Consider the following 18,266-nt stretch of genomic DNA (forward strand, 5'->3'; position numbering starts at 1 on the left):
TCATCCGTTTTCGAACAGGAGGCCTTTCCAGGCCTCCTGTTCCATTTCAGGCATTCAACCGCTCCCGGCAGGTCATTAATTTTGGATATAATAACCTTATCATTACTTAAAATACGCATAAATGCGTATTTACATTCAACGTTGACGGTTATAAAATTAGTATCGTAAGGTTTCTATTTGTATCTGAGAGCTCCAGGCACCAGCCAAATAAATCGCACAAAATAACGAAGGAGAAAAAATGGCAACTTTCCACAGCACTCTTTCCCGCCGCGAATTCATGAAAGGTCTCGGTCTCACCGGCGCGGGACTTGGCGCGGCGGCCCTGGTGGCCCCCAATTTCCATGATCTGGATGAACTGGCTTCGTCAGCTGACAGCCACCCGACCATGCCATGGTGGGTCAAAACCCGGGAACATGAAGACATCACCAACGAAATAGATTGGGACACATTTAAAGCCTACGACAAGACGGCCAATCCCTTCCCTGTCGTCAGCGCTGAAAACGTGGCCATGCGCGCAGAACGTGACAAGAAGTTTGACAACGACGGTATAGTCCAGAACCTGCCAGGACGCAACCTCAGGGCTGTGGCTCTGGCCGATATGGTTACCGGCCTGCAGACAGCCCCACCCTGGGACGGTCCGGAAATCACCTCACCTCAAAGCAAGGGTTATACCGCCTGGCAGGACACGCCGGAGAACAACCTGCAAATGGTTCGAGCTGCGGTGCATCTCATTGGTTCCAACAACGCCGGCGCGCTGGCGCTCAACGAACATATGCTGCGCATTTTCGATAAGGGCGCCATCTCCTGGGAAGCCGGAATCGATAAGGGCACTCTGGACTCCAAGAAGGTTTATCATATCCCCGACAAATGCAAGTACATGCTGACCTACTCAATCCAGCAGAACTACACCCAGGCTAAATACCAGCTGCGCTGGGATGAGGAAACATACGGCGAAGGCAAGCTGGGACAGCCGATGCCTCTGGGACGGCCTACCGTACACCGCGCCTATGGCGACGGCCGCTATTCTGACTGGATGGCACTGCGCTTCGTAAAGAACCTTGGATATGGAGCCTACAAAGCTGGTGTAACCGCCAACGTCGCCCTGGGCATCTTTTCTGGCCTCGGCGAACAGGGACGCTCCACCTACATGATGTCCCCCAGGAACGGTTTGATGAACCGCATCACCAATTATGTCATCACCGACCTGCCGCTTGCGGCTACTCCACCCATCGACTTCGGCGCCTCCAAATTCTGCCCGCAGTGCAAGATCTGCGCCGAACGCTGCCCCTCCAACGCCATGTCGATGGAAAGCGAGACCACCTGGGACTACGGCCCGGGCAACCGCCCCGGCTATAAAGGCTGGCGCATGGACTGGATCAAATGCCAGGAAATGGGCGCGCCTTCACGCTGCGGTGTCTGCCACACCCTGTGCCCGTTCAACAATCCATCGGAAGGTATCATTCACCCGGTCATCCGCATGACGGCGGCTAACACCGGAGTGTTCAACAAGTTCTTCGGCGAAGCCGACCGCTATTTCGGTTACGCCACTCCCAAGACCGACGCCGAGCTGGAAGGCTGGTGGACCCGCGACCTTTCCTCCTGGAAGGGCGATGTCATCCACGGCACCGGCCAGTACAAGTGGTAAAATCCTGACCCAACGAGTTGAGGGAGGGCATGCCCTCCCTCAACTCGACAAAACCTTCATTTTCTTCTATGATTGCCGCGGTCGACACGCGGCAGTTCCGCTTCTATTTCGAATCACGATGAACCAGCAATCGACACGCATCGATAATGAATCACACGCTAGCGATAAGTCGCTCCGCGTCTATCACGTCGTTTATGAACCCACCTTCAAATCAATCATCTTTCATCACTGGACAGAGTGCAACCTGAAATGCCTTGGCTGCTACTGCAAAGTCGAAAAGCTTGATTTTTCGCTGCTGCCGGACTGGCAAGCCCGGGTCGCCACCAACCCGCCGGAAAAACCGCCGGAGAAATTACTCTCTCTCGACGAAGCGCTGGCAATGACCGATGCTCTTGATATCGAACGGGCAATATTTATTGGCGTCGAACCCAGCCTTGATCCGGGCATGCCGGTACTGGCCAGGGAAATGAAACAGCGGCACAAGACTTACAATATCCTGTTTACCAACGGTGTTTTTCTGACCGATATTTCTAGCATCGACGAGATCATCTTCAGTATCAAGGCGGTTAGCCCCGAACGCTACCACGAATACACCGCCGGTGATAACCGGAAGTCTTTAGCCAACTTCCGGAAAATCTACCAGATGGGAAAGAAACTCCAGGCAGAGATAACGCTCATCCCCGGAGTCATAGATGCGGACGAGATCGAAAAAGTAGCCGAATTTATCGCTTCCGTCGATCCCGATATCCCGCTGCGCATCACCGGTTTTATCCAGCTTTCCGGCATGAAATTCAGGGCGCCCAGCGGCGCCGAGGTCGAAGCCGCAGCCGCCTTGGCCAAGAAACACCTGAAGAAAGTGAATTACCTTTCTGGCGAGATGCCGCGGGTAGGTGAACCTCCAATAAGATTGTTTTAGGAAAAGCGATGAGAGTATTACTGGTCAATCCCCGCTCCGAGGTCAATCCCCGCTTCAAGACCTATGCCGTTTTTCCCAACGGGATTCTATTTCTGGCGGCGGTTCTGGAGCGTGCCGGACATCAGGTCAGGGTCTACGATAACGTCGTCGACAGCAGAAACCCTGCCGATTTTGCCGATTTCAATCCGGAGCTCATCGGTTATTCGGTGCTCACCGGCCCGGACATTACCCAGGCCATAATCCAGTCAAAAGAATTCAAAACGTTATATCCCAAAGCCAAGATCGTCTGGGGCAATGTCCATCCCTCCTGCACCCCGGAGCAGACCATGGCCGAGGATTTCATAGATTATGTCATCATCGGCGCTGGGGAAACCGCCATTCTGGAACTTATCGCATTCCTTGAGAAGGGTAGCCCGACGCCGGACAAAATTGCCGGCCTGGCGTATCGCGACAACGGTCACATCAAGATCAACGAGCGGGCCTCTGAGCTCAAAAACCTCGACGAACTGCCTGACCCAGCCTGGCACCTGATCGACGTGCCTAAGTACTGGCAGGTCTCGCTGAACACCTCCCGGGGCTGCCCCTTCCGCTGCACCTTCTGCTATAACGCCGCCTTCCATACAGGCTATCGGGGTGATTTTTCGGCGGAGCGTATCATCTCACAGGTTCAGTATTTGCAAAAAACCTACGGAGTGAAATTCATCCGTTTCTTCGAGGACAATTTCACCTTCAACCGCAAGCGGCTCCATCGTTTCTGCGAACTCGTCCTTGAGAAAAAGATCAAACTCAAATGGGACTGCGAATCTCGTACCGATTTATCCGAAAAAGATATCGACCTCATGGCTAAAGCGGGCTGCGTCTCGGTTGGTATTGGAGTCGAAACCGGCTCGAAACGTCTCCTTGAGTTCTTAAAGAAGGACTACAATCAGGGTGATATGCTGAAAAGCTTCTGGAACCTGGTCAGGCACCACATCCTGCCCCGCATCTACATTATGGAAGCGGTACCGACAGAGACCCTTGAGGACTTCAAAGCCACCAAGGACCTGTTGCACACCATGGGCGATACGCCCTATTTCTACATGCGTTTTGTACCCTACCCCGGGACCCCGATCTATTACTACTGTATCGAACAGGGATTGATCGAGGAACCCCTTTCGCTGGCGGACTGGCCCCATTTTTCGTTCAACATGGCCACCAAGGGTAATCTATCACAGGTGCCCACCGAGGTAGTCACCGAGTCATTCGCCGAGTATGCTAGGACCTACGGGCCCCGGCGGGTACGTTTCATGTGGCGATACAATAAGGGCTTTTTCCTGTCCCTGATAAAAAATCCCCCGCAGTTCTTCGGCGCGGTCAAGGAACTGATCAAGAACACCCTGCCGGTGATGTTCAACAAGAACTCAAGTTCCCCGGAGATCAAGGTCGAGGATATCCGCACCAAGAAACTGGCGGAGACCCACACCGGAGGCAAATCGTAGGGTGGTGGTCAAAGTGCGATCAGGGGCAAAACTCACCTCCAACGCGTTAAGGGTTCTGGAGAAACGTTATCTCCGGCGCGATGAATCGGGCGAGATTATCGAAACGCCGGATGAAATGTTTCGGAGGGTAGCCAACGCTGTCGCCGCGATCGAGGCATCTTACGATAAAGCTGCCGCAATCGGTCAAATCAGTGATGATTTCTACCAGGCCATGGCCAACCTGGAATTCCTGCCTAACTCGCTGACACTGCTGAATGCCGGAGAGCCAAACGGGCAACTGGCCTCATGTTTTGTGCTGCCCACTGAAGACTCGCTGGAAGCCACCTTCGAAACTGTCAAATACACCGCCCTCATCCATAAAGCCGGTGGAGGCACGGGCTTCAATTTCTCCAAAGTCCGGCCAAAGAACGACCGGGTCGGCGGCAGGCTTGGTGTATCCGCCGGGCCGGTTGGCCTGATCGATGTTATCGCGACGGCAGCCGATTACATCCGCCAGGGTGGGGTGAGGCGGGGTTGCAATTCGGTGGTGCTGAATGTCGATCACCCGGACATCCTTGAATTTATAAAAGCTAAAAATGATCCCAACGCCCTGACTAATTTTTACATTTCGGTGGCAGTCAGCGACGACTTTATGGCCAGAGTCAAGGCCGGAGCCGACTATTCGCTGATCAATCCCAGGAACGGCCAGGCTGTCGGAACCCTCAACGCCAAAAAGGTTTTTGAACGGATCGTCGACCAGGCGTGGCATACGGGTGACCCGGGCTTCATCTTTCTTGACAGGATAAATCGCGATAACCCCACTCCGCAACTTGGCACCATCGACATGATCACCGGTTGCGGCGAACAAGCCCTGTTGCCGTACGAATCTTGCCCGCTGGGGTCGATCAACCTTTCCAGAATGCTGAAGAACGAGCGCGGAACTCTCAGCATCGACTACGATAAGATTCAGCGAATGGTAGAACTTGGAGTGCGGTTCCTGGATAACGTGATAGACGCATCCTCTTACCCTGATCCGATCATCGAAAAGGCGACAAAACGCACGCGGCGCATCGGATTGGGCGTCATGGGGTTTGCCGACCTGCTCTTCCAGCTGGGCAACCCATACAACTCTGAGTCTGCTGAAACAATTGCCACTGATATCATGGGATTCATTCAAAAGCAGGCTCATGAAGCCTCCCATCGATTAGCGCAAAAACGAGGCTCATTCCCGGGATTCACAGGCAGCGTTTTTGACTTCCCGGGCGCCCCCCCGAGGCGCAACGCCGCCTGTACCACCGTCGCGCCAACCGGGACGCTTTCGATTATCGCGGGGTGTTCCTGCGGCATCGAGCCTCTTTTTTCGGTAGCCTTCGTCCGGCACATGCTCGACGGTGAGCGGCTGCTGGAAGTCAACCCGTACTTCGAGAAAGCCGTCAGGGAAAGCGACGCCTGGACAGCCGATTTGTTGGAACGGCTGGTTCGTTGTAATCATCTGCACGAGCAGGCGGATGTTCCGGAATCCATTCGCAATATTTTCGTAACGGCGCACCAGGTATCGCCGGAATGGCACGTCCGTATCCAGTCCGCCTTCCAAAAGAACATCGATGCCGCGGTTTCGAAGACGGTGAACTTTCCAAACAGCGCTACCCGGGATGAGATAGCCAGGGTATTCTTTTTAGCCCATGAATCCGGGCTTAAAGGGATTACCATCTACCGAGACGGCTCCCGTGAACTTCAACCCCAGTGCACCGGCGAGTTCGGTTTGTGCCTGGTTGGCCAATACTGTGAGATCAATCCCTGAATGAAAAATTTATTCCCTTATTCTTTCCCGAAAGGCGATTATCCATCTCATGACAAATAATGAGAACCCTACTGTCCCTGAAAAAGTTTTTGTTTCCTGGAGCGGCGGCAAAGATTCCAGTCTGGCCTGCTACAGGGCGAAAGAATCCGGGCTGGATGTCTGCTATCTTGCGTCGATGCTGACAAAAAATACCGGGCGTTTGTTTCCCCATTATGTTACCGTTGACGTTTTGAGAGGCCAGGCGGCGGCGATTGGAATTCCTCTTTTTGAACAGTGGATAGAGATACCCAAAGATATTTCCCATGATGTGCGTTTAAATGATTATGACGTCAAATACTCTGAGATGTTACGGCAATTGAAGGACAAAGGAATTACCGGCGGTGTTTTCGGCGATGTCAGCCGCGGTAATAAATTCGCGCAGATGCACTGGAACCGGGTCGAAGATTTCTGCCGCCCGGTCGGAATAAAACCTTACCGTCCGCTGTGGGACCAGGACCGCGAGGAGATGCTCAGAAATACACTTGATCTTGGTTTCAAACCGATGATTATCGTAGCCGATACGGAGATGGGGCCATCGATGCTGGGAAAAGTTTTAACCCACGACATCCTGGACCAGTTCAAGGAAAGATATGAGAACCTTCCTGATGAGAGCGCTCGGATCTACTATCACACCTTCGTGGTCGACGGTCCGATATTCAAGAAGCGGCTGGAGATAACGGAAAGTGATAAAATAACCGCCGGCCCCATATCATATCTTGACATCAAGAAGTTTGAACTGGTGTAACTCTGGGTGTTGGCGACGTGTCCACATAATCTCTCCATAATGGATACGGTTGTTAACCCCTGATGAAACGTAATGGTTGCTTATATTAATTTGTAATCCTTACCCAAAGTGTTACAATAAACGCAAAAAATTTGCCGGGGATAGAATGAAATTAAGAAATTTGAAAAATTCGATATCTCTGCTGGCGATGATCGTTCCTTTTATTATCGCCCTCTCCGCCATGACCGCCTGCGGCGGTGGTCCCACCGCAACTACCAATCCTCCTACTTCTCAGCCACCGACTACTCCTGCCGGTACCATGGATTTCCCTTCCGGCAAATATCAAAGCGATACGCTTTACAGTGATCAATTCAGGCTCGCCTATACGGTGGCCAGTGACGGCATAATCTCGATCGGCATCAAGGCTCGGACCACCGGTTGGGTCGCGATTGCCATCGGCAACCCGCACGGACAATCAGATGTCTGGATCGGTTACGTTAGTTCCGGTCAGGTCACGCTCCTGGACACCTATAACGCAAGTTACAGCGGATCACACCCGCTGGATACGGGATCCTCGGGCGGTACAAATGATCTCACCAATGTTACCGGGAGTGAGGCCAACGGAATCACTACCATCGAATTCAAACGGAAACTGGATACCGGGGACAAAAATGACCTGCCCCTTGTCGCTGGTTCAAATATCGTCATGTGGGCTATCGGACCTGCAGACGATATGTTTCAGGAGCACTCCGTCCTTGGGATAGCGACGTTTGAGATCCAGCTGAACTCGGGGCACTAGTTTAAAAAGGGCTATCTTGCGATAATACCGGGGTGATTCCTCAGCAGCCCCTGTTTACGTAATTAACCGCCGGCCCCTCTTTTCGATTTAGAGTTCACCCGCCAAGCGGATATAATCAGATTGTCGATACAGGCGTCGTCCGCTTGACGAAGTTACGATTACGGAGATACAGGCGAATATGTTTCGCGGTTTTTTGCCAAGATTTCTTGGGGTAATCTGCGTTGGTGTCATTGTTTTGATTGCCGGCTGCGGGACTTCTCAGCAAACCACCCAACCTACTTCCACCACTCCCCCGGAACTTGATTTTCCCGCTGGCGCCTACTCCAGCGTTCAGACATACAGTAACTCGATCACCATCGCCTACACGGTCCAGGGCGACACCATCAAGATAGGGCTCAAGGCCAGGACGGCGGGTTGGGTCGCCATCGCTCTCGGCACCGCTCACGGGGATTCCGACGTGATCATCGGATGGGTAGCTGACGGGCAGGTAACCATAGACGACACCAACCACGCCAGCAAAGCCGGATTGCATCAACTGGACATCAACACCGGGGGCACCAACGATGTGACCACGGTCGGCGGCAGCGAGATAAACGGCATCACCACCCTGGAATTTACGCGCAAGCTGGTAACCGGCGACACGCAAGACCTCCCCTTCGTCAAGGGCAACAATACGATCACCTGGGCTATAGGCCCCACCGACGCCATCACCTCCCACCACTCTGAAATTGGATTTGCTACGATTACGATCCCTTAACGCCTTGCCTGTTTGGCAGCCTGGCGGGTACAATCGAAGCATGGGCATTACGGATCCGTATGTTTATGAGCGCGTGTCCCGATGCTCGGAAGTCCCTATCCAAAGTCCGCCAGGTTTTTCAAAACTAGCGGTTGCCTTCCCGTCCGCTGCCGGAAACGGCTCGCCCATGGGAGACGTGACCGGCGTTTGCTACCTGCCCAAATCCCCGGGTAGATCGCCCCTTGTCGTCCTGGTGCATGGTGTCGGTGATTCCAGCACTGTGCCCTGCCATGGTCTGGCCAGGTCGCTCGTCCGCGCCGGCATCGCCAGCTTCGTGATCTACCTGCCGATCCACTCCCGGCGGTTACCCGCGGGCATGAAAGAACGGTTCTATCAACTTACGATCGAAGAATGGTTCGAACTTTACCGTGTTTCGGTGATAAACATCCGGCAAGCCCTCGACTGGGCCGAAACCCGTGCCGACATAGATTCATCGCGAATGGGTGTCGCGGGCATAAGCTTCGGAGGTTACGTCACCGGTATCGCGTTGGGAGTCGACGACCGGCTTAAATCAGGCGCCATGCTGTTGGCCTGCGGCAATTTGGAAAAGGTGGGTTTTACCCGTTCCACCCGCCGCATCCCTCGATGGGATGTAAGCCGGGAGTTTTACCGGGCATCCCAGAAATCGTATCTTGATTACATCGATGAGGTGGACAAATTGGGCCTGGAACAGGTGGTTCCGCCAAAATCCAGCTATTCGTTTGATCCCTATACGTTTGCCTCGAAGATCAGAAGGAAACGGGTCTTTCTGACTAACGCCCTATGGGATGAATATTTCCCCCGTGAAGCGGCCGGTGAGTTCCTGGAGGCTTGCGGCTGCCCGCCCCACCTCTGGCTGCCATCGGGCCACGCCACCGCCTGGTTGTTCTACCCGCTGATCGCCAAAAACGTCCTCAAGCTCTTCAAGGGATCATTTTTCGACAAACTCTCCACCAGCTAACATCCGGAACATGAAATTCAGACAGATCCGGGACAACCTGAAAAAACACATCCGTCTTTACCAGGCGCTCTACCGCGACAAGCGCACGCCGAAAATGGCGAAAATTTTCCTATGGCTGGCTATCGGCTACTTTTTTATGCCCATCGACTTTATCCCGGATTTCATCCCCGTCATCGGACACCTTGATGACGCCATAATCATCCCCGGCCTGATATTCGTAGCCTTGCGGTTTATCCCAAAACAGCTGTACCTTGAACATTACCGGGAAATCTTCAAGGCTTGAAAAACAGTTTCAAATACCAGACTTAATGCCTAAATCCTCAATAAGAGCCAATACCCTGTTCTTTATGTCATCCCGGATTTTACGGACTGCAGCCAAGTCTTTGCCCTTGGGATCAGGCAAAGCCCAATCTTCCTGGGGACCGCTCACCAGCGGGCAAGCGTCGTCCAGGCACCCCATTGTCACTGTCCTGGCAACGTCTCTGGTCATCTCGGCGGTCAATGCCTGGAGCAGACTCTGAGAGAGATCGAATCCGAGTTCTTTCATCGCCGCCACCACAACCGGGTTCACCGCATCGCCGGGTTCGGTGCCCGCCGACTCCGCCACCGCCTCACCGTGGGCATACCGGTTGAAAAACGCCTCAGCCATCTTGGAGCGTCCGGAATTGTGGACGCAGACGAAAAGAACTCTTTTCGGTTTCGAGCTAGTATTTTCCGGCAATTTCTTCCTGCCTGCCGGTGACGACGAACACCACCCGTTCGCAGATGTTGGTCACCCTGTCCGCCGACCGCTCCATGTTGTGCGCCGCCCAGATGAGTCTCGTTGCCCGCCCGACGGTCTTGGGGTCCTGGGCCATGAAAAAGAGCAGTTCGCGGAAGATCTGGTCATAAAGCGCGTCAACCTCGTCGTCCTCTTTGGTGATCGCCCTGGCGAGTTCAGCGTCCCGCCTGACAAAAGCGTCGAGCGCCCGGTGAAGCATATCGGCGGTTTTTTCGGTCATCCGGGGCAGATCGATCAGCGGTTTGAGCGGCGGCTCGTCGCCGAGCATTATCGTGATTTTGGCATTGCCGGCGGCATGGTCCCCGATGCGTTCGAGGTCGATGATGATATTGAGGACGGCGACAATGATCCTCAGGTCGCGCGCCATCGGCGCCTGGGTGGCGATAAGATGGACGCATTCCTCTTCGATTTCAAACCGCTTGGCGTTGATCATCGCATCGTCTTCGATAATCTTGTTCGCCAGGGCGGCGTCCCGGTTCTTCATCGAGTCCATTGAGAGGATAATGGCTTTTTCGACCATGCTCCCCATGGCCAGGACCTTGTCCTGGAGCTGTTTCAAATTGCGTTCGTAATCAGTTCTCATTAGGCTCCTATTGTTATAAACATTTCAGGCGGCCGGATGACAGGAATCTGGCGGCAAAAGGATTGGTTGTTTCAAACCGTCGCCGCCCACATTCACGAATGTGATGTGCGTCTCGAACAGGATTGTCTCCGGGCAGGCATGCCTCCTGGTGCCGAAAACCCTCACCTGGTACTGGACCGAAGTTCTTCCCAGCCGGGAACGGTCGCAATCGAAGCGGATGATCTCACCGCTAGCCACCGGGTGGTGAAAAGTCACGTTGTCGAGGGCAATGGTGACGAAATGGTTCCCCGGGAATTGGTGATTGGCGGTGATGTAGGCAAACTCGTCGATCCACTTAAGCATGTTACCGCCGAACAGGAAGCCATCGTGGTTGAGATGTTCCGGTAGAATCAGCTTGTAGTGTTCCATGTTGTCTCCTTCACTCCTGGCGCGACATCTTAGCCGAACCGCCCGGTGATGTAGTCTTCCGTCCTTTTATCGCGCGGATTGGTAAATATTTTGGACGTTTCGTCGTATTCTACCAGCGTCCCGGCGCACTTGTCGTCTATCATCATGAAGGCCGCCATGTCGGATACCCGCGCCGCCTGCTGCATGTTGTGGGTGACGATGACGATGGTGTAGTCCACCGCCAGGATCTTCATCAGGTCTTCTATCTTGAGCGTGGCAATGGGGTCCAGGGCGCTGCACGGTTCATCGAGTAGGATGATCTCAGGTTCGACAGCGAGCGCCCTGGCGATGCACAGCCGCTGCTGCTGGCCGCCCGAAAGCGAAGCCCCGGACTGGTCCAGCTTGTCCTTGACTTCGTCCCAGAGGGCGGCATGCCGCAGGCTTTTTTCGACCACCTCTGCCAGTTGGCCGCGGCGGCTCCAGAGACGGGTCAGCCGTATTCCCGAGGCGACGTTGTCGAAAATAGACATGGTGGGAAAGGGTGTGGGCTTCTGAAAGACCATGCCGATGCGCCGCCTGATAGCTACGGGATCGACCGAAGAGTCGTAGATGTCCTTTCCGTCAAGCTTGACGCTGCCGGTGACCCGCCCGTTATTGGAATTTTCGTGCATCCGGTTCAAACACCGGATGAGAGTCGATTTGCCGCACCCGGAAGGGCCGATGATGGCAGTTATTGCCCCGGTCTTGATCCTCATGTTGACATTGTTGACCGCCAGCGTCTTACCGTACCACGCGCTCAGGTTTTCAACTTCAAGCGCGCCTGTCTGTTCGAACGTGTCCGAACTCCGTATCCGGTTTTCTTCACTTATAACCATATTCTCAGACTCCTGGTTAATATTTCTTGCCGCGGCTGAGCCAGCGGACGATGATGCTTACCACTAGCACCAGCACGATGAGAAGAAACGCGCCGGCCCACGCCTGCTGCTGCTGGTCCTTAAACGGAGAGAGCGCGAAGTGATAGATCTGCAGTGGCAAAGCCCCAATAGGTTTAAGCAAGCCGTTAAAGCCAAAATTGTTTCCCAGCGCTGTGAAAAGCAGGGGCGCCGTTTCTCCGGCTATACGGGCCACCCCCAGCATAATGCCGGTAATAATGCCCGTCATCGCGCCCGGTATCACCACCCCCAGCACCGACCGCCACCTCGTGATGCCCAGGGCCAGGGCCGCCTCCCGCTGGGAAATGGGCACCAGCCGCAGCGCTTCTTCAGCGGTCCGGGCGATGATCGGAATCATGATGATGGCAAGGGCTATGCCGCCGGAGAAAGCCGAATAGGAATGCATCGGTTTGACCACGATCGCGAAGGCGAAAACTCCGACGACTATCGACGGCACGCCTGACAGGACATCGGCCACGAATCGAAAGGCCGACGCCATCCTCGGGCTGCCGAAATCGGCCAGGAACAGACCGGTCATCAGCCCGATCGGGATGGCTATCAGTGAACCCAGGCCGACCAGTATCAGGGTTCCGATGATCTCGTTACGCATACCGCCGCCGGCCTCTCCTACAGGCTTATAGGCGTTGGTCAAAAAATCGAGGTTAATATAGCTGAGGCCGTGGATCAGCGTGTACCCCAGGATAAGCGCCAGCAGGGTCATGCCGATGAGCGCGGCAACCCCGGAAAGCCCGATCATCAGGCGGTTGGTGAGGCGGCGCCGGGTCATAAAGTTAGCCATGTCAGACCCTCCCCGCCTTGACCGACGTGAGTTTCCAGACCAGGAGTCTGGCGATAACGTTGACTATCAGGCTGACAGCCAGCAGTATCAGCGCCAGCTCGATCAGGCTGCTTAAGCCCAAACCGCTGGCTTCGCCGAACTGGGAGGCGATCTTGCTGGCGATGGTCGTGGCTGATGAAAACAGGGACAGGCTGATGTTGTCGGCGTTGCCGATAACCATGGTGACCGCCATCGTTTCACCCAGCGCCCGCCCCAGCCCCAGGATGGTTGCCCCAATAAGGCTGGAACGGCAGTACGGCAGCACCACCCGGGAAAGAGTCTCCCAACGCGTCGCTCCCAATGCCAGCATCGATTCTTTTTGGGCGACGGGTACCGCCCTGATGGCGTCGCGGCTGACCGTGGTGATGATCGGAATGATCATTATGGCCAGGATCAGGGCGGCTGCCAGCATGTCGAATCCGATATAAGGATTCCCGGTAAAGAATGGCAGGGAACCCAGGTGTGCGCCAAGCCAGACCTGTACCGGTCTCAGTGCCGGCACCATGACGAAAATGCCCCAGAGACCGATGATGACACTCGGGATAGCCGCCAGCATCTCGATGACGAACGAGCCCGGCCCCCGCAGCCATTTAGGCGCCAGTTCGCTTAAAAAGATCGCGGTGCCCAGGCTTATCGGCACGGCGATGACAAGGGCCAGCACCGAACTGGCCAGGGTGCCGAATACCGCGGGCATCGCGCCGAATACTTCCTTGACCGGGTCCCAGACGGAGCTGGTGAAAAATGAAACGCCAAACTTTTCGATCGAAGGCCATGCCTGGATGGCAAGGACGGTCGCGAGCGCAACGAGAATGGCGCCGGTAAGCAGCGTGAAGATGCCGGTGAGCCCGGAAAACAGAACGTCGCCGATGCTTCGGCGGACTAATTTGGTATCGGCTTTGATCTTCAATTCACGGTCTAAGTTCAATTCAACTTGCCTCGGCTATTTCTAAAGGCTAAGGTACGGGGACCTTATCCCCGTACCTCGTGCCTGCCTCGATGAATATTAGGGTAGTATCGGTTGCCCCTGGTATTTGATGGACTTGATCAGGACTTCTGCCTTTTTGACCGCGTCGGCCGGAATGGCGGCAAACTGCAGCCCTGCCTCGTACGAAGTTCCGTCATGCAGCGCCCACCACAGGAAGTTCACCAGTTCCGTTCCCTTGTCCTTGTTGGTCTGGTTCTGGTAGACCAGTATCCAGGTGAATCCGGCGATAGGGTAGGCGTTTGCGTTAGCCGAATCGGTGATCATGATCTTCATGTCGTCCGGCAGGGTGATGCCCTGGGCTGCCGCCGTCGTCGATTCCAGCGACGGGGTGATGAAGTTGCCTGACTTATTCTTGAGTTGGGCGAAGGCCATGTTGTTCTGCAGGGCGTAGATCAGTTCGACGTAGCCGATAGAGTTAGGTATCTGCTGCACCTGGCCGGCCACACCGGCGTTACCCGAGCCGCCGACGCCGCCCGGCCAGTTGACCGAGTTGGCGCTGCCGACCCTGGTGGACCATTCACTGCTGACCTTGGAAAGGTAGTTGGTGAAGATGTTGGTGGTGCCGGAGCCGTCGGAACGGTGGACGACGGTGATGTCGGCGTTGGGAAGGGTCAGCGTGGGGTTAAGGGCGACTATTGCCGGGTCGTTCCATTTCTTGATGTTGGTGAGGAAGATGTTGGCCAGGACATCGCCGGAAAGCTTGAGATCGCCGGACTTGATGCCCGGCAGGTTATAGGTCAGGACCACCGCGCCGGAGGTCATCGGTATATGCAGGATCGGGCCGCCCGCCGCCGTCGCCGCCGCAACCTGGGCGTCGGTCATGATGCCGTCGGAGGCGCCGAAGTCAACGGTGAGACCGGTAATGGCGCTGATTCCGCTGCCGGAACCGACCGCCTGGTAGTTGATCGGGACCTTGTACTGCTGGTTGAAAACATCGAACCATTTCTGGTAGAGGACCGCCGGGAATGTGGCGCCGGCGCCGTTCAGCGCGACCGGGGTTGCCGGGAAGGGCGCCAGGGCTGAGTTGGAGCCGGGAGGGTTGGTGGTCGTTGAACCGGGGGGAGTGGTCGTATTGGAGTTGTCGCCGCAGCCGATCATGCCGCCAAGCAAGGAGACAACCAGAATCGTCGGGAGGGCAAACCATTTCAGAAACCTTCGGATTTTCAATAACTTCTCCTCTTTCAAGTTTTATCTCTACAGGGCCGAAACGACCCCGGTTAAAAATCTCGACCTCACCGTCAGTTCGTCGATGATTTCGCCGTGTTCGAAAATCAGGTGCAGCACCGCTTCCGCGGTGGTCAGGTTGGTGGCCAGGGGGACATTGTGCACATCGCAGAGCCTGAGGAGAGCCGAGACGTCCGGCTCGTGAGGTTGGACAGTCAGCGGGTCGCGGAGGAAGATGACCGCTTTCACCATTCCGGAAGCGACCAGGGAACCGATCTGCTGGTCGCCGCCCATCGGACCGCTTTGCATCAGGGTTACCTGTAGTCCGGTACGCGACTGGATCAGCATCCCCGTCGAGCGCGTGGCCACCAGTGACAGCTGCGAGAGCGAATCACGATGGTCTTCGACCAGGGAGAGCATCTCCTCTTTTTTGTTGTCGTGGGCAATGAGCGCCAGGGTAATGGGCGATATTCTGTTTTCCGTGGTGTTGTCTATACTGTTTTTTATCATACGGCTTCAGTATAAACCGCCGACTTTAAAGCGCCTTTAAGGCAATGTTAAAGATTTGTTAAATTTTGCGGGTCGGACGAAAAGAAAAACGGCCTCGATGATCGAGGCCGTTTGACTCAAAAACGATTTTGAACTATCGCGGCAGGGTGAAATAGAACGTCGACCCCTGGCCCGGGACGCTCTCGGCGCGGATGTCGCCGCCGTGAGCCTTGACGATGTGCTTGGCAATCGCCAGCCCCAGGCCGGTGCCGCCTCCGCCGCGCGCTTTATCCGCCTTGTAGAATCTCTCGAAGATACGCGGCAAGTCCTCGGCGGAAATCCCCATTCCGGTGTCCTTGACGGCTATTTCGACGGCGTTTCCGTTTTTAGGATTGGCCGACACGATAATCCGCCCGCCGGGCGACGTGAACTTTATGGCATTGTGGAGCAGATTGACCAGCACCTGCTCGATGCGGTCTGCGTCGGCGGGGACCGGCCTCAAGCCGGGAGCCACCTCAACCGAAAGCGCCAGTTCAGCCCTGTCGGACTGGGGTCTCATCCGTTCGGCGACCTTATTGATAAATGACCCGAGGTCCATCGGCTTTTTGGATAGCGGAGCTTCGCCGCTCTCGATACGGGACAATTCTCCAAGCTCCCTGACCATCTGGGTTAATTTGTCAGTCTCCACCTCGATCCTGTTCAAGAAGTCTGCCGCTACCGCGGGGTCATCGATAGCGCCGCCTCTCAGCGTTTCGGCCAATAATTTCAGCGAGGCCAGCGGCGTCCTCAGTTCATGGGAAATGTTGGCCACAAAATCACGCCGCACCCTTTCGAGCCGTTTGATCTCCGTCAGGTCGCGGGCGACGACCACCGCGCCTGGTTCGTTTTTCGGCGGCGTCACCGTCACCTCAAAGAATCTGCGGTCGGGCCGGATTTCTATCGAGCCGTGCTGGCGAGACCCTGAAGCCAGGCAAGTCTTGACCAGGGCATCGAATTCATGGTCCCGGACCGCATCGATAAAAGTCCTTCCCACTACACTTGGCTCCAGGTTAAACATTCGCAGCGCGGTGTTGTTCACCATGGTGATTTCGCTGTAGCGGTTGACCACGAAAATGGCATCCGCCACATTATCCATCATCAACTCGAGCTTGCCATTTTCCCGTTCCAGTGATCTGAGACGGTCGCCGACCTGTTTCGTCATCTCATTGAAGGAATGTTTCAGGTCAGCCAGCTCGCCGATGGCGACAAGTCTCAATTTATCCGGGGGCTCGCCGCCTCCCAACTTCTTCATCGCCACATCAAGCTCTAGTTCGTCTTCGGTTATCGACGGGACGAAAAAATAGATAGCAACCGCGGCGGCGGCTGATGAAGCGATCCAGGCCAGCAGTAATTCCAGGTTGAAACCGCGGATAAAACCTACCACCGTCAAAACGACGGCGATGGCGATCACCGTAAAGAGTATGACGCTGCGTATAGCATTACTACTCAAATCAACCCTCGAACTTGTAGCCGACGCCTCGAACCGTCTGAAGGTGCTTCGGTCGAGAAGGATCGGCCTCTATTTTTTGCCGCAGCCAGCGGACATGGACGTCGACAGTGCGGCTGTCGCCGGGGAAGTCGTATCCCCATACCCGGTCAAGCAGCCCTTCACGGGAAAACACCTGCCCCCGGTTGTTCATCAGGAACTGTAACAGGTCGAACTCCTTAGGAGTGGCTTCGACGGCGGCGCCGGAAACCAATAGAACATGCCTCGCGGGGTCGAGCTCGATCTCCCCGGATCTGATTGAGCCCTCGGCGGGGCCGGGCTCCCGCTTTGCGGTCTCCCCGCGGCGGAGCATCACCTTGACCCTGGCCAAAAGCTCCCGCATCGAAAAAGGTTTGGTCAGGTAATCGTCGGCGCCGAGTTCAAGCCCAAGTACCTTGTCTATCTCGTCGCTCCTGGCGGTCAGCATTAGCACGGGTACAGGTGATTCCCGGCGCAACGCCCGGGTGACCTCGAAACCGTCCATCCCCGGCAGCATCACGTCCATGACAACGGCATCCGGCTTTTCCCGGCGGATGAGTTCAAGCGCCAAGTTGCCGTCGGCGGTGGCCACCACCGAAAACCCTTCCCGGTTCAGGTTGTATCTCAGGAGGTCGGAGAGGGTCCGGTCGTCTTCTATTAAGGCGATTTTAGCCATCTGCCCCAGTATAGAGCCTGCGGTGACCTCACGGCAATAACCAATAACCAAGATACAAATTCCAAATAATTCTCAAATTCCAATGATCAAATAATCGAATGTTTGGTGATTGGTGTTTGGTTATTGGAGCATTTTTGGTTATTGTTTCTTGTTTCTTGGAATTTGACTCGATTTGCCAAATGTCGGTCTCAACCTTTATCATGTCGGATTATGTACCGTTATAACCGCCCCATGTGGCAAGAACCCCTGTTCATCCTCATCGCCGTCAACGTGGTGATGTGGGTGTTGTCACTCTCCATCCGCGGCCTCGCTGACAATTTAGCTCTTTACAATCCCGAATTTATCAGACATCCCTGGACCATTATCACCAGTATGTTTGTCCATAGCACCTCGGATTTCACGCACATTCTTTTCAATATGATCGCTCTCTACTTCTTTGGCAGCTACCTCATCCAGATTGTCGGTGAACGTATGATGCTTGCCATCTATTTTATCGGCGGGATAATCGGTGGCTTGTTCTTTTTCCTTTTAGGCCCAACATATGGGGCGGCGATTGGCGCCTCCGGCGCCATTTTCGCTCTTGGCGGAGCTTTGGCGGTCCTTCGGCCCCAGACCAAGGTGTTCGTCTTTCCGATTCCAGTTCCTTTGCCGTTATGGGTGGCCGTCATCGGCGGTGCTTTGATTCTGTCGTTCATTCCCAACGTGGCCTGGCAGGCCCACCTCGGCGGCCTCTTGACCGGAATGGTTTTCGGCTATCTTCTCAGCAAGGGCAGAATCCGCTTTTAGCTACCCCCCCCCCTCGCAAAAGAA

General features: G+C 55.1%; 20 protein-coding genes. 10 read left to right on the forward strand and 10 right to left on the reverse strand.

Annotation, left to right across the window (positions count from 1 at the left end):
- Positions 1-238 precede the first annotated feature (238 nt).
- The 9 genes from Dform_RS07960 to Dform_RS08000 all read left to right on the forward strand — a co-directional run bounded on the left by Dform_RS07960 (position 239) and on the right by Dform_RS08000 (position 9,400).
- The gene (locus Dform_RS07960; RefSeq protein ID WP_076004533.1) at positions 239-1,645 is read left to right on the forward strand and encodes a reductive dehalogenase; all 1,407 of its coding nucleotides are present in this window, start codon (positions 239-241) and stop codon (positions 1,643-1,645) included.
- Positions 1,646-1,763: 118 nt separating this feature from the next.
- Entirely contained in the window at positions 1,764-2,561 is a 798-nt protein-coding gene (locus Dform_RS07965) for a radical SAM protein (RefSeq protein WP_076004534.1), read from the forward strand.
- Positions 2,562-2,569: 8 nt separating this feature from the next.
- The gene (locus Dform_RS07970) at positions 2,570-4,039 is read left to right on the forward strand and encodes a B12-binding domain-containing radical SAM protein (RefSeq protein ID WP_076004535.1); all 1,470 of its coding nucleotides are present in this window, start codon (positions 2,570-2,572) and stop codon (positions 4,037-4,039) included.
- Positions 4,040-4,043: 4 nt separating this feature from the next.
- Positions 4,044-5,819 carry an adenosylcobalamin-dependent ribonucleoside-diphosphate reductase gene (locus Dform_RS07975; protein WP_225973664.1) on the forward strand — a complete coding sequence of 592 codons (1,776 nt, stop codon included), beginning with the start codon at positions 4,044-4,046 and terminating at the stop codon, positions 5,817-5,819.
- A gap of 49 nt (positions 5,820-5,868) precedes the next feature.
- Positions 5,869-6,603: a Dph6-related ATP pyrophosphatase gene (locus tag Dform_RS07980; protein ID WP_076004537.1), complete on the forward strand. Its 735-nt coding sequence runs from the start codon at positions 5,869-5,871 to the stop codon at positions 6,601-6,603.
- Between the two features lie 145 nt (positions 6,604-6,748).
- Complete coding sequence (locus Dform_RS07985) at positions 6,749-7,381, forward strand: DOMON domain-containing protein (protein ID WP_076004538.1); 633 nt, start codon at positions 6,749-6,751, stop codon at positions 7,379-7,381.
- 178 nt (positions 7,382-7,559) lie between these two features.
- Entirely contained in the window at positions 7,560-8,138 is a 579-nt protein-coding gene (locus Dform_RS07990; RefSeq protein ID WP_076004539.1) for a DOMON domain-containing protein, read from the forward strand.
- 40 nt (positions 8,139-8,178) lie between these two features.
- Complete coding sequence (locus tag Dform_RS07995; protein ID WP_145925555.1) at positions 8,179-9,117, forward strand: alpha/beta hydrolase family protein; 939 nt, start codon at positions 8,179-8,181, stop codon at positions 9,115-9,117.
- A gap of 10 nt (positions 9,118-9,127) precedes the next feature.
- Positions 9,128-9,400: a YkvA family protein gene (locus Dform_RS08000; RefSeq protein ID WP_076004541.1), complete on the forward strand. Its 273-nt coding sequence runs from the start codon at positions 9,128-9,130 to the stop codon at positions 9,398-9,400.
- A gap of 9 nt (positions 9,401-9,409) precedes the next feature.
- On the opposite strand, the gene Dform_RS08005 is transcribed toward Dform_RS08000, so the two are convergent.
- The 10 genes from Dform_RS08005 to Dform_RS08050 form a co-directional block, all read right to left on the reverse strand.
- Positions 9,410-9,838 (reverse strand): arsenate reductase ArsC, encoded by a 429-nt coding sequence (locus tag Dform_RS08005; RefSeq protein ID WP_076004542.1) that lies wholly within the window; start codon positions 9,836-9,838, stop codon positions 9,410-9,412.
- The gene (phoU, locus tag Dform_RS08010; protein ID WP_076004543.1) at positions 9,822-10,481 is read right to left on the reverse strand and encodes a phosphate signaling complex protein PhoU; all 660 of its coding nucleotides are present in this window, start codon (positions 10,479-10,481) and stop codon (positions 9,822-9,824) included. Before phoU ends, Dform_RS08005 begins: the two co-directional genes overlap by 17 nt.
- Positions 10,482-10,505: 24 nt before the next feature.
- Entirely contained in the window at positions 10,506-10,889 is a 384-nt protein-coding gene (locus tag Dform_RS08015; RefSeq protein WP_076004544.1) for an acyl-CoA thioesterase, read from the reverse strand.
- A gap of 29 nt (positions 10,890-10,918) precedes the next feature.
- Positions 10,919-11,743: a phosphate ABC transporter ATP-binding protein PstB gene (gene pstB / locus Dform_RS08020; protein WP_076004545.1), complete on the reverse strand. Its 825-nt coding sequence runs from the start codon at positions 11,741-11,743 to the stop codon at positions 10,919-10,921.
- A 16-nt stretch (positions 11,744-11,759) separates the two neighbouring features.
- Positions 11,760-12,599: a phosphate ABC transporter permease PstA gene (gene pstA / locus Dform_RS08025; RefSeq protein ID WP_076004546.1), complete on the reverse strand. Its 840-nt coding sequence runs from the start codon at positions 12,597-12,599 to the stop codon at positions 11,760-11,762.
- 1 nt (position 12,600) lies between these two features.
- Complete coding sequence (gene pstC / locus Dform_RS08030; RefSeq protein WP_076004547.1) at positions 12,601-13,563, reverse strand: phosphate ABC transporter permease subunit PstC; 963 nt, start codon at positions 13,561-13,563, stop codon at positions 12,601-12,603.
- Between the two features lie 78 nt (positions 13,564-13,641).
- Complete coding sequence (gene pstS / locus Dform_RS08035; protein WP_076004548.1) at positions 13,642-14,790, reverse strand: phosphate ABC transporter substrate-binding protein PstS; 1,149 nt, start codon at positions 14,788-14,790, stop codon at positions 13,642-13,644.
- A 27-nt stretch (positions 14,791-14,817) separates the two neighbouring features.
- Complete coding sequence (locus Dform_RS08040; RefSeq protein ID WP_099092375.1) at positions 14,818-15,258, reverse strand: methylglyoxal synthase; 441 nt, start codon at positions 15,256-15,258, stop codon at positions 14,818-14,820.
- A gap of 172 nt (positions 15,259-15,430) precedes the next feature.
- Positions 15,431-16,765 (reverse strand): sensor histidine kinase, encoded by a 1,335-nt coding sequence (locus Dform_RS08045; protein ID WP_076004550.1) that lies wholly within the window; start codon positions 16,763-16,765, stop codon positions 15,431-15,433.
- Between the two features lies 1 nt (position 16,766).
- Complete coding sequence (locus tag Dform_RS08050) at positions 16,767-17,456, reverse strand: response regulator transcription factor (RefSeq protein WP_076005123.1); 690 nt, start codon at positions 17,454-17,456, stop codon at positions 16,767-16,769.
- A 210-nt stretch (positions 17,457-17,666) separates the two neighbouring features.
- Between Dform_RS08050 and Dform_RS08055 the strand changes: the two genes are divergently transcribed.
- Positions 17,667-18,242 carry a rhomboid family intramembrane serine protease gene (locus Dform_RS08055; protein WP_076004551.1) on the forward strand — a complete coding sequence of 192 codons (576 nt, stop codon included), beginning with the start codon at positions 17,667-17,669 and terminating at the stop codon, positions 18,240-18,242.
- Positions 18,243-18,266: the final 24 nt, after the last annotated feature.

This window comes from Dehalogenimonas formicexedens, from assembly GCF_001953175.1.
Lineage (GTDB): Bacteria > Chloroflexota > Dehalococcoidia > Dehalococcoidales > Dehalococcoidaceae > Dehalogenimonas > Dehalogenimonas formicexedens.

Excerpts from the sequence above, each read along its gene's own strand:
- Dform_RS07960 (WP_076004533.1), top strand. The coding sequence starts at position 239 with ATGGCAACTTTCCACAGCACTCTTTCCCGCCGCGAATTCATGAAAGGT.
- Dform_RS07965 (WP_076004534.1), top strand. The coding sequence starts at position 1,764 with ATGAACCAGCAATCGACACGCATCGATAATGAATCACACGCTAGCGAT.
- Dform_RS07970 (WP_076004535.1), top strand. The coding sequence starts at position 2,570 with ATGAGAGTATTACTGGTCAATCCCCGCTCCGAGGTCAATCCCCGCTTC.
- Dform_RS07980 (WP_076004537.1), top strand. The coding sequence starts at position 5,869 with ATGACAAATAATGAGAACCCTACTGTCCCTGAAAAAGTTTTTGTTTCC.
- Dform_RS07985 (WP_076004538.1), top strand. The coding sequence starts at position 6,749 with ATGAAATTAAGAAATTTGAAAAATTCGATATCTCTGCTGGCGATGATC.
- Dform_RS07990 (WP_076004539.1), top strand. The coding sequence starts at position 7,560 with ATGTTTCGCGGTTTTTTGCCAAGATTTCTTGGGGTAATCTGCGTTGGT.
- Dform_RS07995 (WP_145925555.1), top strand. The coding sequence starts at position 8,179 with ATGGGCATTACGGATCCGTATGTTTATGAGCGCGTGTCCCGATGCTCG.
- Dform_RS08000 (WP_076004541.1), top strand. The coding sequence starts at position 9,128 with ATGAAATTCAGACAGATCCGGGACAACCTGAAAAAACACATCCGTCTT.
- phoU (WP_076004543.1), bottom strand. The coding sequence starts at position 10,481 with ATGAGAACTGATTACGAACGCAATTTGAAACAGCTCCAGGACAAGGTC.
- Dform_RS08015 (WP_076004544.1), bottom strand. The coding sequence starts at position 10,889 with ATGGAACACTACAAGCTGATTCTACCGGAACATCTCAACCACGATGGC.
- pstB (WP_076004545.1), bottom strand. The coding sequence starts at position 11,743 with ATGGTTATAAGTGAAGAAAACCGGATACGGAGTTCGGACACGTTCGAA.
- pstA (WP_076004546.1), bottom strand. The coding sequence starts at position 12,599 with ATGGCTAACTTTATGACCCGGCGCCGCCTCACCAACCGCCTGATGATC.
- Dform_RS08050 (WP_076005123.1), bottom strand. The coding sequence starts at position 17,456 with ATGGCTAAAATCGCCTTAATAGAAGACGACCGGACCCTCTCCGACCTC.
- Dform_RS08055 (WP_076004551.1), top strand. The coding sequence starts at position 17,667 with ATGTACCGTTATAACCGCCCCATGTGGCAAGAACCCCTGTTCATCCTC.